The 13,063-nt window shown below is 68.5% G+C and carries 9 protein-coding genes; 2 read left to right on the top strand and 7 right to left on the bottom strand.

The features are described 5' to 3' along the window. Window positions 1-20 precede the first annotated feature (20 nt). Both R6Y94_RS24560 and R6Y94_RS24555 read left to right on the top strand, forming a co-directional pair. Complete coding sequence (locus R6Y94_RS24560; protein WP_318398200.1) at window positions 21-983, top strand: sugar ABC transporter permease; 963 nt, start codon at window positions 21-23, stop codon at window positions 981-983. After that, a complete protein-coding gene (locus R6Y94_RS24555; RefSeq protein ID WP_318398199.1) occupies window positions 980-1,846 on the top strand; it encodes a carbohydrate ABC transporter permease in 867 nt (288 codons plus the stop codon). Before R6Y94_RS24560 ends, R6Y94_RS24555 begins: the two co-directional genes overlap by 4 nt. 661 nt (window positions 1,847-2,507) lie before the next feature. Here the strand turns inward: R6Y94_RS24555 and R6Y94_RS24550 are convergent. From R6Y94_RS24550 to R6Y94_RS24520, 7 genes are all read right to left on the bottom strand, one after another. Further along, complete coding sequence (locus R6Y94_RS24550) at window positions 2,508-3,893, bottom strand: glycoside hydrolase family 43 protein (RefSeq protein ID WP_318398198.1); 1,386 nt, start codon at window positions 3,891-3,893, stop codon at window positions 2,508-2,510. A gap of 262 nt (window positions 3,894-4,155) precedes the next feature. Continuing rightward, a complete protein-coding gene (locus tag R6Y94_RS24545; RefSeq protein ID WP_318398197.1) occupies window positions 4,156-5,640 on the bottom strand; it encodes an endo-1,4-beta-xylanase in 1,485 nt (494 codons plus the stop codon). A gap of 672 nt (window positions 5,641-6,312) precedes the next feature. Then, entirely contained in the window at window positions 6,313-7,074 is a 762-nt protein-coding gene (locus R6Y94_RS24540; RefSeq protein WP_318398196.1) for an RNA polymerase sigma factor, read from the bottom strand. A gap of 260 nt (window positions 7,075-7,334) precedes the next feature. Next, window positions 7,335-9,725, bottom strand: a complete 2,391-nt coding sequence (locus tag R6Y94_RS24535; protein WP_318398195.1) for a ricin-type beta-trefoil lectin domain protein — start codon at window positions 9,723-9,725, stop codon at window positions 7,335-7,337. A gap of 300 nt (window positions 9,726-10,025) precedes the next feature. After that, complete coding sequence (locus R6Y94_RS24530) at window positions 10,026-10,877, bottom strand: sugar phosphate isomerase/epimerase family protein (protein WP_318398194.1); 852 nt, start codon at window positions 10,875-10,877, stop codon at window positions 10,026-10,028. A gap of 6 nt (window positions 10,878-10,883) precedes the next feature. Beyond that, window positions 10,884-12,068, bottom strand: a complete 1,185-nt coding sequence (locus tag R6Y94_RS24525) for a substrate-binding domain-containing protein (RefSeq protein ID WP_318398193.1) — start codon at window positions 12,066-12,068, stop codon at window positions 10,884-10,886. Between the two features lie 10 nt (window positions 12,069-12,078). Beyond that, entirely contained in the window at window positions 12,079-13,062 is a 984-nt protein-coding gene (locus tag R6Y94_RS24520) for an ABC transporter permease (RefSeq protein ID WP_318398192.1), read from the bottom strand. Window position 13,063 lies beyond the last annotated feature (1 nt).

Raw genomic sequence — 13,063 nt, 5'->3', positions numbered from 1 at the left:
ACGTCGGGAAGGTGACCGCTGTGACCACCACGCTCAGCCCGGCCACGGCCGGCCATTCCCCGCCACAGCCCAGTCGGTACCACCACATACAGCAGGGCGTACGCGAGCGCCTGGCGCCCTACGCCTACGTGGCGCCGTTCTTCCTCCTCTTCTTCGTCTTCGGTCTCTTCCCGCTGCTGTTCACGTTCTACGTCGCCCTGTTCGACTGGGACCCCATCGGCGAGCGGCACTTCGTCGGGATGGACAACTTCTCCCAGCTCGTCCACGACCCACGGTTCTGGGGCGCGTTACGCAACACGTTCAGCATCTGGGTGCTGTCGACGGTTCCGCAGTTGCTGCTCGCGCTCGGCGTGGCGCACCTGCTCAACCACGTACGGCTGCGGGCGGCCACGTTGTTCCGGATGTCGGTGCTCGTTCCCTACGTCACCTCCGTGGCCGCGACGACCATCGTTTTCGCCCAGCTCTTCGACCGGGACTACGGCATGCTCAACTGGTTCCTGGAATTGCTGGGTTTCGAGCACGTCGACTTCACGGCGTCGGTGTGGGGAAGCCACCTCATGATCGCTGCGATGATCGCCTGGCGGTGGACCGGATACAACACCCTGCTGTATCTCGCCTCGCTACAGGCGGTTCCCCGCGAGCTGTTCGAGGCCGCTGCTGTGGACGGCGCCAGCGGTTGGCAGCAGATCCGCCACATCACCATTCCGGCGCTGCGACCGATCATCGTGTTCACCGTCGTCACGTCGACGATCGGCGGGCTGCAGGTCTTCACCGAGCCGCTGCTGGTCAATCCGGTGGGTGGACTCACCTGTGGAGCGGCACGGCAGTGCCAGACCCTCACCCTCTTCCTCTACGAGCAGGGCTTCGGCCGGTTCCACTTCGGCTATGGCGCCGCCGTCGCCGTCGCGCTGTTCGTCATGGTCGTGATCGTCGCCACGATCAACTACCTGTTGGTCACCCGCATCCGCTCGGAGCGCCCATGAACCCCGAATCCTCCACCGGGCGGACACCGCACCGCCGACGCAGCGTCAACCGGGTCCCGATGGTGGTGTACGGGGTGCTCGGCGTCATGGTGTTGCTCAGCATCTTCCCGCTCTACTGGATGTTCGTGGTGTCCACGACGGACTCGGCCACCGCGACCAGCCTTCCGCCGCACGTCCTGCCCGGCGGCAACTTCCTGTACCTGGCGAACATGGTCTTCGACACCGTGCCGTTCGTGCAGGCGCTCGTCAACAGCGTCATCGTCTCCACCGCGATCGGCGTGGGCCAGGCGGTGCTGTGCGCGCTGGCCGGTTTCGCCTTCGCCAAGCTGCACTTCCGGGGCCGCAACACGCTGTTCCTCATCGTCGTGTTGACCATGACCGTGCCGGCCCAACTGGCCGTCATCCCACAGTATCTGATCATGTCGAAGCTCGGCTGGGTGGACACCCTGCAGGCCCTGATCGTCCCCGGGCTGGTGAGCGCGTTCGGCATCTTCTGGATGCGTCAGCACATGGGCAGCACCATCAACGACGAACTCATGCACGCCGCCCGGGTGGACGGCGCGACGACCTGGCAGATCTTCTGGCGCATCGCCTTCCCGCTGGTTCGCCCGGCGGCGTCCATCTTGGGACTGTTCGGGTTTGTCAACGCCTGGAACGACTTCCTGTGGCCGTTCATCGTGCTGAAGTCCCCGGAGCGGTACACCGTGCAGATCGCCATCAAGGCCCTGCAGAACAGTCGGGACCTCGACCTGGGTCTGGCCATGTCGGGCTCATTCCTGGCCACGCTGCCACTGCTGGTGTTGTTCGTTTTCGTCGGGCGACGCCTGGTCCAGGGGATCATGGAAGGTGCGTTCAAAGGCTGACCAGCGCCGGTTCCCACACCAGGGCCCGTATGGTGCTACCGCCCGTACTCCATCTCAAGGTCTGCCCGGAGTTGGCGGCGCGGAGGTTGAGCGACGGCCGAGGGAACGCAGGGTCGGACGCGGTGCGCGAGCGCCGCGCGGTTCAGGTTGAAAAAGGTTCACTGACCCTGGTGGCCCGCTCGTGACGGCGTTCGGTGACCGACCGCTGCCGGATGCGGTCGGCAGGGTCACCGCCCTACCGGGCTGGTCCGGAGCACCTCTGCCCGGCCCTCGGGCGGCTGTCCCGGCGGCAGCAGCGGCGCGGCCGGGTCGAGGTTTCGGTCGTGGTTCGCGACGTCGATTCAGGACCGGCGGCTGCTGCCGCCGCGGCCGGGGGGCGGCGGGGGGGCGGGCGACGCCCCGCCCGGCCCGCCGGGTCCCCCCCGCGCCCGCGGGGGCTCCGGCCGGGGGGGGGGGCCCCCCCGCGGCCGGGGGCCGGCGCGGAGAGGGCATACTCCGCGCCGGCCCGGCCGTGACCACCTCGCGACGGCTCAGCCGTTCGCCGCCGACCCGTCAGCGGTGCGGGTGGCCACGTCCTGGCGGGCCCGCCGGACCAGCAATCGGCCGTGCGGCCGTGGAGTGGCGGGTGAGGTCGTCTGCGGTGCCGTGGTCGGCCAACCCGCTACCGTGGCTGGAACTGCCACCAGTCGACGTTGAGCAGGTAGCCGCTGCCGCCGGCGAAGCGCAGGTACAGGTCGTGCGTGCCGGTCGCGCCGCTTATCGGGCAGGTGACGGTCGTCCAGGTCTGCCAGCCCCCGGTACCCGGCACGGTGCAGGTTCCCACGAGGGTGCCGTTGGTGCCGCCCAACCGCAGTTCGATGCGGCCGCCGCTGGTTCCCGAAGCCACCCTGGCGTTGAGGGCGGCGGCGCCGGAGCCGAAGGACACGCCTTTGACCTTGGTCCAGTCCCCGTTCTCGATCCAGCCGACGTTCATGCCCCCTCCGCTGGCCGGCTCGGTCTCCACACCGGTCTCCCAGGCGATCGTCTCGGCCTCCTGCCGGACGTAGGGATTCAGTGTTCCGACCTGCGGAGCGCCCGTCGCGGTCATGTTGATCGTCGGGATCGTGCCGTCGGAGTTGTAGGTGAACTTCTCCACCGCCACGGAACGGGTGAAGCCGCCGCCGCCCGGCAGGGCGCCGTTGTGGTAGAAGAAGTACGAGCCGCCGTTGAAGTCGATGACGCCAGCGTGGTTGGTGAAGCTACCGCCCTGCCGGGGCATGACCGTTCCTCGGTAGGTCCACGGTCCGGTCGGCCCGGGGGCGGTCGAGTAGCCGATGAACTCCGCGCAGCATTCCGCCGCGAAGACGTTGTAGTACAGCCCGTTTCGCTTGTAGACCCAGGGTGCCTCTTCGTAGAGGGTCGGGCGACTCGCGTTCCCGTTACGGGCGCCGAACCCCGCCGTGGTCAGCGGGATCTGCGTCGCGCCGCCCGAAAACGAGATCATGTCGGCGTTCAACCGCACGTACCACAGATTGGGGTTGCCCCAGTAGAGGTATGCCTGCCCGTTGTCGTCGATGAAGGCGGCCGGGTCGATCTCCCCGTTCTCCACCAGTGGACGACCGAGCGCGTCCCGGAACGGCCCGGTGGGGCTCTCCGACACACCGACCCCGATCGCCATCCGTCCGGTCGCCCGGTTCTTGACCGGCACGTACCAGTAGAACCTGCCGTTGCGGTAGATGGTGTGGCCAGCCCACGCATCGGCGCTGGCCCAGCTGAAGGTGGCCAGACTCATCGGAGAGCCGTGATCGGTCCAGTTCACCATGTCCGTCGACGACCAGACCCGCCACTCGCGCATCGTGAAGTACGTCGAGCCGTCCTCGTCGTGACCGGTGTAGAGGTACACCCGGCCGTTGTGTACCAGCGGAGCCGGATCAGCCGTGTAGATCGTTTGCACGATCGGGTTGTCCGCCCGCGCCACCCCGGGCACCAACACCACGAGACACAGCAGCGCGGACATCACGGCCACGCCGCGTCTGCCCGCGACGCGGCCGAGAATTCCGGATTTCATGGTTGCCTCCTCGGAATCATGCTCATCTCCAGCGCGGACGCTTCGTCGCGAGTAGTGGTCGCCGGCCGGGCCGACGCGGAGCTTGCCCGCTCCGCGCCGGCCCTCCCAGGTCACGGCGGCAGCGACATGTCGGCGTTGATGACGCTGCCGGCCACGCCTGGAGACCGCGCCCCGGCCCTGCCCGCTGCAGGCCGGCTAGCAGGGGGTATTGCCGTACGAAGCCGCGTGGCGTGCCTGACGGTGTGCCGTCCTGGCGGCGCCGCTACCCGACGCGCACGAGTTGCCATTGCTGGTTGTTGCCGCCCCAGTCGGTGTACTGCACCACGTTCGCGCCGTCGTTGACGTCCGCGCCCTGCACCTCCAGGGCCTTGCCGCTGTTGCGGTTGATCAGCCGGACGTAGCCGCCCGCCGAGTCGGCGAGCCGGAACTGCTGGTTCGCCCCGTTGAGATCAGCCCACTGCACGACCGTGGCGCCGTCCGCGGTGGACGCGTTGGCGACGTCGAGCACCTTGCCCGAATGCCGCGACTTCAGCCGGTAGTAGCCCCCACCGGAGTCGACGAACTGCCACTGCTGCCAGGCACCGTCGTTACGCGCCCACTGGGTGATCCGCGCCCCGTCGCTCGTGGCCAGGTTGTACACGTCCAACGCCTTACCGCTGTTGCGGTTCGCCAACACGTACCACGCGGTCGTGTCGACCTGCCCCGGGTTGGGGACGCTGCCGCCGTTGAGGGCGCTCAGCACCGCGTCGTAGGCGGGCTTCTTGTTGCCGTTGCCGTCGAAGAGCAGCGGGTTCTGCCCGGTGCGCCACGAGTCGGTGTCGCGGATGCCCCAGACGGTGATACCGGTGCAGCGGGCGACGGCGAGGCAGGCCCGGGTGACGGTCCCGTAGACGGCGGCCTGGTTCGAGCCGGAGATGTCCAGCTCGGTGATCTGCACGTCGACGCCGAGGTCGGCGAAGCGTTGCAGGTTGGCTTGGTAGTCGCCGGGCACCGAGTTGCTCAGGTGCGACTGGAAGCCGACGCAGTCGATCGGTACGCCGCGGGCCTTGAAGTCGCGCACCATGTTGTAGATGCCGGTGGACTTCGCGTTGATCCCGTCGGTGTTGTAGTCGTTGTAACAGAGTTTGGCGCCCGGGTCGGCAGCGTCCGCGGCGCGGAAGGCCGCCTCGATCCAGTCGTTGCCGGTGCGTTGCAGGTTCGAGTCCCGCCGCCCGCCACTGCCGCCGTCCGCGAACGCCTCGTTCACCACATCCCAGGAGTGGATCTTGCCTCGGTAGTAACCGGCGACCTGGGTGACATGGTTCATCGCCGCGTTACGCAGCGCGCTGCCGGACATGCCCTGCGCCCAACCTGGCTGCTGTGCGTGCCACAACAAGGTGTGACCCCGCACGGACATGCCCCGCGACCGAGCGTGGTTGACGATCCGGTCCGCGTTCGTGTAGCTGAACCGGCCCTGTTGCGGCTCGGTCGCGTCCCACTTCATTTCATTCTCGGCGGTGACGCTGTTGAACTCCCGGTTCAGGATCGTCAGGTACGTGTTGTCCCCCATCCTGCCGGCTGCGACGGCGGCGCCGAAGTAGCGGCCCTTCTCCGCCGCCGAGGTACCCAACGTGGTGCCGGCGCTGGCGGGACTGGCGATCTGCAGTGCCATACCGGCCCCGAACAACCCGGTCGCCAGCAGTGACAGGATCGCTCTCGTCCACCATCGTCGCCGGGGAGGCCTGGTCGAGTATCCGAGTTCGTTCATCGATCAGTAGCCTTTCGAGATCGTTACCGGGCAGGGATCGCTGCCACATGAAGGGTGGGCCCGGTGAGGTGCGGCCGGGATGCGAGTCCTCAGGCCGATCGCGTCCGCCGCCGATGCGATTCTCATGCGATACCGGCAGCGACGCCCATGCGAAAGTCCGAAACCTCACGCCGCCGGGGATGTGACCGGTGACCAGTCGCTCCATCGATCCTCCCTTGCGATGTGGTAGCGCCTTCTGTGAGCGCTAACACACCTTGCCCACCTAGTCGGGGTTAGCAAGGGAAGGCATCAAGGGAGCGCTCACATCGATGTATCGAGATTGCCAGATTGTTTCGCGGCCTTCAAGAGGTACGCGGTAACACCTACACGAAATCCGACCACCGCGCAGTTCGCTTCAGGTACGGACCTTCGACAGGCGCGGTCGATAACACTTTTTGGACGGTGGTGACGAAATAACAAAGGCACGAGACCACCGCAGCTTTCTGTTATGGGAACCCGTGACATATGGTCGCCGCCGTCCCACCTCGGCGGTGGCACGCCGGGCAGACCTCCTCCTCCGCTGGCGGTAGCCGAGGCCGCGGAAAGCTGTCCGGGCCGTATCCATCGCCGTCAGACCGGGGCGACCCGCAGCCCGCTGCCGCGCCCGTCCCTCAACCGCGACCGCGGCACGCGTCAGCGGGGGCAGAGGAGCAGCGCGAGGCCGGCGATCAGCCCCTCGAGGGGAATTGGTTGCCCGTGGCGCTGGCAGATCGTGCAGGACCGGGTGTGCCGCGTGATGCGTTTACGCCACAGCGGGCTGGGGACGCCGTTCCAAGCCTCCAGCGTCGCGCTCAGCCGTGCACACCTGGGACGCGCTTCCAGCGCGGCTACGAGTGACCGGCTCAGCTCGAGCCGGTCACGCATACGCTGGACGCGTACACCGGCGTGAGCCACGCTCGTCGCCAGTGCCGCCGCGAGGGCGATCCTGGTCAGCAGCCCTACGGTCTCCAGCCACCACAGCGACAGCAGCCTTCGATCATGCCGGTCCAGCCAGGAACTGGCGCGCATCACCTGCCCGCGCTGGCGGGACAGCTCCACCCGAAGCAGGGCCAACCCCTCCGCGTCGGCAACCGGTGCGTCGGCCACCTCGGCGAGCGGCGTGGTCCGTTCGGCATCGGCCCGCCGCCGGTGCAGGTGGGTGCTGACCTGGCGCGTCGCGATCGTCAGCAACCACGGCCGGAAGCTCTCTGGAGAGCGCAGTGCCCGCAGCTCCCGCAGGGCGCGCAACATGGTCTCCTGCACGACGTCGTCGGCATCGGACGGCCCACCCAGTGCCCTGTGCACGACGGTGTAGACAAGCGGCAGGTACACCGTGACAAGTTCGTCGAGCGCCCGCCGGTCGCCGGCCTGTGCCGCCACGACCACGCTCGTCTCGTCATCCCTGCTGGCTGGCATGCTCCGCACCATTGAGCCTTTTTCCACCTGAACCGCGCGGCGCTCACGCACCGCGTCCGAGGCGGTCCGTCGAACCGCGAGGGGAGGTTGAAAAGGGTTCATTGGCGAGGTCTCGGTCAGGTCGTGCTCAACCAGATCGACGGGCGCCCTGCCCAGCCGAGGCGCCTGCCGTGGACCCGCCGCCGACCGTGGCCGCCGCCTCCCGGAGAGTTCGGTGAGTGGAACCGCGCCCAGGGCCCGGCCCCACTCACTCCGTGCTGTCAGTTGCGCAGGTTCCACTGCTGGTTGGTGCCGCCGTGGCAGGCCCAGAGGTGCACCTTCGTACCGTTCGCGGTGCCCTGACCGCTCGCGTCGAGGCACAGTCCGGACTGCACGCCGGTGACGGTTCCGTTCGCGTTGACGTTCCACTGCTGGTTGGCCTGACCGTTGCAGTCCCAGATGATCGCCAGGGTGCCGTTGGCGGCGCCCTGGCCGGAGGCGTCCAGGCACTTGTTGCCGTACACGGTCAGATGCTTGCCCGCGGTGTACGTCCACCGCTGGTTCGTCCCGCCGGTGCAGTCCCAGAGCTGCGCCTGGGTGCCGTTGGTCGTACTCGACCCGCCGATCTCGAGGCAGCGGCCGGACTGACCCCCGACGATCTGCACGTTCTGCTGGCCACCGCCGCTCTGCGGCCCGGCGGCCGCCATCACGGCCTGGGCGCCCGAGGGCCAGTTGCCGCCCGTCACCGTGACGTTGCCGGAGACGACGTTGCCCCGGTCGCCGTTGGTGACGTTGGTGCTGCCGTTGGTCGACCAGTTGTTGGTGACGGTGAAGTTGCCCATGTTCTCGGCGAACCAGTAGTTGGCGGTGGCCCAGGTACCGGTGTTCGAGAAGACGTTGTTCCGGGCGCTCCAGTACCGTGAGCCCTCGTCGAAATAGATCCCGAAGTAGCCGTTGGTCCGCAGGCAGTAGTTGTCGCTGATCAGCCCGCCCTGGTTCGCCGACAGCGTGTAGACGCAGCCGCCGTCGTTCATCTGCTGCATCACGTCGTGCACGTAGTTGCCGATGAGCCGGTTGTTCGACGCGGTCGTCGGCGTCGAGTACCGCGGCTGGTAGTTGTACAGACCACGGTCGGCGTAGTGGTTACTCCCGCCGGCGTCGTTGGCCCCCCACCCGTATCCCATCGACATACCGGTGTACGGCATGTTGTACACCTCGTTGTACGAGACGGTGGCGTTGGTGACGTACGTGGTCAGCACCGACACGATGCCCCGGTGCTCCACACCGAGGTCGTGCAGCCGGTTGTTGCTGATCGTGATGTCCCGGTTGACCATCCGCTGGTCGCCGGGGTGGTGCGCGTCCGCGCGCACACCACCGACGATGATGCCGCCGGCCGAGTTGCGGGCGATCTCGGACCTGGTGACGGTGATGTTGCTGGCGCCGAGGCCGACCCCGCTGGCGTGGGCGCTGGGGTCGTTGCCGATCCCGACCGCCGTCTGCCCCAGGTTGACGAACTGTGAGTCGGTGAAGGTGATGTTGTTGGCGGCGGAGATCTGCACGGCGGCGGGCGACTGCAGCCAGTTCGGTCGGGCGGCCTCGAACTGCGGACAGCCGTTGTGGCAGGAGGTGAAGCTGGGCCAGCTCCAGTTGCCCGCGATGTAGGCACCGGTCTGCTGGTCCGCATAACCCTGGTTGCTGCTGGGTCCGAGCCAGCTCGTACCGGTGAAGATGATCCCGCTGAAGGTCATGTGGTGGGCGGGCGCGTCGTAGCTGCCGCCGAGGTTGACCAGGGACTGGAGCGTGGGCAGTTCCACGCTGACGTTGCTCATGTTCTGGCCGCCGAGCGGGATGTAGGACAGTGCGCCGGTCGCCGGGTCGAGATACCACTCCCCGGGTGCGTCCAGGAACTCGTAGGCGTTGCTCAGGTAGAGCGGACCCGCCCGGTGCGGGCTGGTGAAGGTGTCGTACCCGAAATTGTTGTTGCTCCAACCGGGCTGCTGCATCGTGATCAGGTTGCCGTTGATGTTCTGCACCGAGACGTACCGGTCGGTGAACGAGCCCACGCTCTCCAGCTGGATCCGGTTCTCGTTGGCCAGGTTGTTCAGGTAACTCAGCGCGCTGTCGGTGAACCTCATGCCGGTGCTGTCCGCGGTGAAGTCGGCCCGGTTGACCTGGGTGCGGGCCCGGGTGGCGATGGCGCCGTCGACGTAGAGCTGCCGGCTGACGAGACCGGCGCCGACGTTGGCCCGCCAGATGTTCCTCCCGGCGTCGACGAGGGACCAGCCGGTGACCGCGCGGGCACCGCTGATCACGGGGCGGGCCGACGGGGCCGCCTGCCACAGCACCCGGTAGCCGTTCGTGCCGGAGTCGGCGGCCGTCAGCCGGAGCGGGGAGCTGAGCCGGTACACCCCGTCGGCAAGTTCGACGACGATGTCGCCGGACATCGAGCCGGTGCGGGATCGGACCGCGGTCTGCGCGCCGGTCAGGGAACACGGCGCGGCGACGGTGCACGCGGTGCCGCTGCCCGACGGGGATGCGTACAGGGTGGTGGTGGCTGCGAGCGCGGGGGCGACCGAGGTGGCCACCACGGTCGCGGTGGCCACGGTGGTCAACGCCGCCGCGGCTCCGACCAGCACCCGCCGCCGGGCGGCCGGAACTGAGGGTACGGACACGGGAGGTCTCCTTACCTGCATGGGGGTGGTGTGGTGTGGCCGATGATCCAGATGTGACTGGTCGACGCTGCGCGGCTGTCGACGCTGAGCAGGAGTCGCCGCCGGCAGCAGGCGTGGCCGGGCGTCGCGTCGGACGCGAACCGTGGCGCCGCGAAAGCGTGAACTCGATTGACAGAAGTTCATCATACGAATGATGTATTTGCAAGGATCGATAGACCTACCTCCGATCGGCCGTCCCGGATGGACGTACGCCGTGCCCTGCCGAGCCGGACCGGGTCGACGAACGCAAGGGCCGGCGTCTCAGCGGAGGATCCGCCGGAGATAGCTCAGGCCGTCCTGGGCGAGCCGATCCTGTGACGGGGCGAGCGGACGCCAGATCGACGCGGCGGTGGCGATGGTCTCGTTCTCGGCGGTGAACGACTCGATACAGACCGCACCCCGGTAACCGGTGGCGTCCAACGCGGCGAAGAAGCGGGGCCAGTCGAGATGGTCACCGCCGGGAGCGCCCCGGTCGGTGCCACTGACCTGGACATGCTTGATGTACGGGCCGGCCAGGACGAGGGCACCGTACGGGTCGGCCTCCTCGATGTTCATGTGGTACGTGTCGATCATGATGCCGACGTTCGGCGGCAGGCCGCCGAGCAGCTCCACCGTCTGCTCGACGGTGTTGGCGACACTCGTCTCGTAGCGGTTGAGTGGCTCCACACCGATGGAGACGCCCCGCTCCCCGGCGTGGTCGGCGACCGGCGCCAGCGCCCGGCGGAAGTCCGTGTAACAGGCCACGCGAGCCGCCGGGCTCATCCGCCAGGTCCGGCCCACCGCGGCGTAGACCGGCCCCCCGACGCAGGGCGCACCGACGACGGCCGCGCTGTCCACACAGTCCTTCAGGTACGCCACGGTCGCCTCGACGACGGCCGGGGCGGCGTCCACGAGGTCCCGCCCGGGCGGGGTGACCGCGCAGACGCCGGCCGCGGCCAGGCCGTACGTCGCCAGCAGGTCGCGGGTACGGACCGGATCCCAGTCGCCGGGTTGCTCGATCGGCAGCTCGACCGCGTCGAAGCCGAACGCGGCGATCCGGGGAACCAGCTCGGCCAAGGCCTCGTCGTCGACCGGCGAGGCCCACACCCAGGGATTGACACCGATGGCGTGCAACGGGGCCTACTTCCAGCGCTGCGGGTAGCCGGGCAGGTCGCGGCAGCCACACATGGCGTAGTGCAGCGGCGGCATGTCCGGGTCGAGGTAGCTGTCCAGGTTCTCCCGGGTGACCGTCGGCTGGGGCAGCTTCCACGGGTTGGCCACCTGCTGGCCGTCGAGGATCCGCAGCGCGGCGATGACCGGCGTACGCCACTGGTAGGTCGGATAGGTCGGCGCGATCGCGGTGAGGTTCTTGTCCTTCCAGATCTTCAGGAAGTCGAGCTGGTCCTCGCCGTTCATGGGCGGCACCGGCTTGCCGGCGTCCTGGAACGCCTCGACCGCCGCCACCGCGACCGCGCCGGCGTCCATCCAGACGCCGTCGATCGTGCCGTACCGCTGGAGGTAGTCGTCGACGATCTTCTTGGTCTTGGCCGGGTCGCCGTCGGTGAACTCGACCCCCACGACGTCGACCCTCGCCTTGTCGAAGGCGACCTTCGCGGCGGACCAGCGGGTCTCCAGGACATCGACACCGGGCAGGATCCGCAGGGCGAGCAGCTTGCCCCCGGGCTTCATCTGCTGGCTGACGAACTCGGCTCCGACGTGGCCGAACCCGTACCCACCGATGGGGTTGATGAACGTCACCGGGCACTTCGTGTTCACGCCACGGTCGAAGACGACGACCGGCAGGCCGGCACGGCAGGCCGCCTCGACCGCGGGGGTGAGCGTGGCGGTGGTGTTCGGCGAGACGATGAGCGCGTCGCAGTCCTTGCCGAGCAGGTCGTTGATGTCCGCGATCTGCTTCTGGTCCTTGCCCTCGGCGTCGACGTGGACGAACTCCCTGATCCGGCTCCGCTGCGCCTCGACCTCGGCCTGCATGGTCTTGAACCCGACCTGCCGCCACGGGTTGTTCAGCGCCGCGTTGGAGAAGCAGATCTTGTACGGGCCGGGCTTCTTGAACTTCGCGGTGTCCACCATCGTCGGGTTGAGCGCCTGCTCCCACGGCTTGTCGGCCGGCCCGGTCGGGGTGGCGGCGAGCAGCGCAAGTTCGTTGTCGTAGTCGGCCTGCACGAAGAACTTCGACTGCTCCCCCGTGCCCGCTCCCGGGGCACCGGTGGAGCTGCCCGACGGCGTCGCGGCCGGCTCGTCGGTGGCGCAGCCGACGAGCGACAGCAGGGTGACCGCGGCTACCGCCGCCATGTGACGTCTCACTGGAATCCCCTTATCTGGAAGAGAAACGCAGGGCCGAGACCGCCACGGCGCACAGGATGATCGCGCCCTGGACGGTCGATCTGAGGGCGCCGGAGACGCCGTAGAAGTTCAGGAGGGCGAAGAGCAGCTCGAGGGTCACCGCGCCGAGCATCGCGCCGAGCACCGAACCGCGACCGCCACCCAGTGCGACGCCGCCGAGGACGACCGCGGTGATCGCCCCGAACTCCAGGCCGGCGCCGGCCTGGAACGAGACGCCGCTGTAGCCGCCGAGGAGGATCGCCGCGACCGCCGCCGCAAGTCCGCTGAGTACGAAGGCGGCGGTCCGGGTACGCCAGACCCGCACCCCGGTCAGCTCGGCCGTGCGCGGGTTGTCGCCGACGGCGACCAGCGTGCGACCGAAGTCGGAACGCATCAGGAACACGGCCAGCCCCGCGAGAACCAGCAGGACGACCAGGGCGTACGGCAGGCGACCGAGCACCGGCACGTCCTCGAACGCGCGTCGGCCGAACCGGCGGAACTCCTCGGATAGCCCGCCCTTCGGAGCGCCGTCGGACCAGAGGTACACCGCGCCGACGAGGATCAGGAACATCCCGAGGGTGGTGATGAACGAGGGCACCCGCAGCCGCGTCGTGACCAGACCGTTCACCAGCCCGACTAACGCACCGCCGACGAGCAGCACCAGTACCACCGGCCAGGTTCGGGACGGATCGCTGTCGACGAGCCGGGCCGCGACGACGACCTGGGCGGTGACCAGGGAGCCGACGGAGAGGTCGAACTCGCCGGAGACGATCACGAAGTACTGGCCGGCGGCGAGCAGGATGATCGGCGCCGAGCGGCCGAGGAACGACATCAGCGACGGCGGGGCGAGGAAGTCGGGCTGCCGGACGGCGACGAGCCCCAGCAGCACCGCGAGGATCGTGAGGATCGGCAGGACGCCACCGGCGCGGGGCCGCAGGATCCGCAGCGGCAGCGGAGGGCGTTGCACGGTCTGCACG

Origin of the sequence: Plantactinospora sp. KLBMP9567 (assembly GCF_033446045.1) — a bacterium.
Classification (GTDB): domain Bacteria; phylum Actinomycetota; class Actinomycetes; order Mycobacteriales; family Micromonosporaceae; genus Plantactinospora.
This window is presented reverse-complemented; position numbering and strand designations above follow the sequence as displayed.